At 53.1% G+C, this 2448-nt stretch carries 1 tRNA gene and 1 pseudogene; both read left to right on the top strand.

Annotated features, from left to right (window positions below):
* Positions 1 to 772: 772 nt before the first annotated feature.
* Positions 773 to 837: transfer RNA gene (locus AAAC48_RS14725), tRNA-OTHER, on the top strand.
* Positions 838 to 1668: 831 nt separating this feature from the next.
* Positions 1669 to 2143 (top strand): annotated as a pseudogene (locus tag AAAC48_RS14720) (phage portal protein); the annotation flags it as partial.
* Positions 2144 to 2448: the final 305 nt, after the last annotated feature.

Below are 2448 nucleotides of genomic sequence, written 5' to 3'. Positions count from 1 at the left end.
ATACGTATCGCCCGCCATGAGGGCCTTCGTCAGGTTGACGGGGTAAGGCGCAGCCGGTCGGCCTATGTGGTGCTAGGCACTGACCGCAGAGGCGACGACATTCGCGTATCCGTCGATCGTCGTACAGGAGAAGTAATCTCGGTCGAATAGGTTAAACATTCTATCACGCCCCTCAGCATTGCCGTGGGCGGGCGATAAGAGCTGATACCGCTAAGGAAGCCGGGATTTACGTCGGCCCAAGGCACCTCTAACCCGCGCCGTCCCGTTTGTGCTCACTGCAATACCATTCCTGGCCATACCGCTTTTTAAACCCGAACGATCCCCACGCCCTGCAGCCTTCGTGCATGCAATAGTAAGCCCTGCCGGCGCATTCTCCATGTGCTCGGGGTAGTGGGTTGCGCCGGCAATCTTACTGGCTCATCGCTCATGGCGTTCAAGTTTCGCTTCGATCTCGGCAATCCTGCGCTTGATAACGTTGATTGCCTGTTGATCGACGGGCTCTTGATCGCCGGTCGAACCGATGGAGAAAATTTCACCGCTTTCGATCACTGCGAGGTCGTCTCGGAGTCTCGACAGTTCCTCCCGCAACTCGTCTTCTGTTGGGTCTTTGTCCGTTTTTGTACCAATGCCGGTTGCTCATCGCCGTTGATAGTTGAACCATATTCGCTAGCCAAATCGTCTAACAGGAGACGGAGGTCTCACTGCGACTTTGAGTTCAGACTTTGCCAATCCTAGACTGTCAAATCGATGTGCTAATCTCTAAAAATCCGTTGATTCCCAATAGGTTCTTACTGCCTTCTAAGCTGACGGTCGCTGGTTCGAATCCAGCTGGGATCGCAACCTTTTCCATAGCTTGGCTCTGTCAATCCGCATTGATCGGGCGAGCCGGAGCGGACACAAACCCGTTTACCGCTTGGGCTTCGGGCCACTAACGGCGTTTAAGGGCCCTTTTCTAGGTCTCCAGTTGCTGCTGGGTGGAGGCCCAAAGCCAAGCTAGTCGTAGATCATCACGATGAGGTTTGTTACGATTATCAAGCCGATGGCTGTAAGTGACATAAAAGCAATGAGATCATTCATTTACTGCACCCTCCATGGATGCGGATAAGCTTCCATTATAAAACTTAGGCTAATATTTGGAGAGATGGTTATTTGTCGCTGAGACTGAAGTTGTTCATGAAATTCAGCCGGCCCCTCGAGGCAATTGGGAACCGCAGAGGAATTCCTCGGCAGGAATCCCTAAGCTGCAGTATCATTGAGCCCGGCATCGTCCTGAAGAGGATGACGGTCGGCTAATCCACCGCCTCGCGACAAGTCGTTCCGCTGTAATCAATCGCCTGCGGTGTTAGATTGACCCAATTGTTGAACGAGTCCGGAGCGGATCTGCGTAGTCTCGTCCCGCGATAAAAAGGCCAGTGCCGCCAATAGCGCGAACATTGCGACCAGGGCAGGGAGCATAATGGATTGTTGAGTCATCGAGCACCTCCCGTGATTGTGCCAAGAACAGACAACGCGGCGAATTGTTCCGCACGGAGACGGCCATCGCGTCGCTTTTTTTACTAAGGCCATTTGGACGCGATGCGTTCACTTCGTCGACTTCAAGGGTGAGGGGTATCACGCCGCCGTAAGGGCGTTCGGTCCGCCGAATTTCATCCATCACGGTTGGGATTTGATGCCGAAGAAGAATATGAGAGCAAAAGCGCGCAACTGTCTGGTTTGACTGATGTTCTCATGGCATGCAGATCGTATCGGGGGTCGATGATATTCCCGTCATTCGTTTACTTGGACAGTCTCGGCAGGAATGCCACCGGCACCAGCGACATGAAGAACTATCGTGATTGCATCCACTCCATTCAGCAGCTCGATCTATTACCAATGGGCGCCGCTCGAGTAGATGTCCGAAAAGGAAAAGGCAGACATCCGTTAGACCAAATCCGATGCTGCCCGTGCTCTGATCGGTTCCACCTCCGGACAGGAGATCATTATCCGAGGAGCTCTGTCTAACGCATTGGTGAACACGTTCATTGAAGATGAAAGTCTGCCCGGACTTGATGGCTACATCGAGGAATACGGCAGACTGTCAGAACAGGAGCCAGACGAGACCGAGATCATCGCATCCGCCGGCACCGGCGGATGCCGCCCGTAAATTCTCGAAATTTGTTCGTCAGTCATGTTTTGGGAGAAATCGCGAAAGCGAGGCCATAAGGCGAAGAAAGCCCAACTTGCGCGCAAACGCGAGCGTGAAATTGCGGAGCGAGCCCTGGAATGATCGCCGCTCAAGATACCTAACCTGGCGCTGCTCGCCATAAGTCAAACCGCCGCCTTCTGCAGATACCTGTCTGCGTAACAACCTGATCTGATTCACAAACGCTGACATCAAGTTCTCCCGTTGTCTGGCTGGAAATCAACACCAACCGCCATCGCGAGTTGAGGATAACATCATGCAATTCA

The sequence above is a fragment of the Phyllobacterium sp. genome (assembly GCF_037994405.1).
In the GTDB taxonomy this organism is placed as follows: domain Bacteria; phylum Pseudomonadota; class Alphaproteobacteria; order Rhizobiales; family Rhizobiaceae; genus Phyllobacterium.
This window is presented reverse-complemented; position numbering and strand designations above follow the sequence as displayed.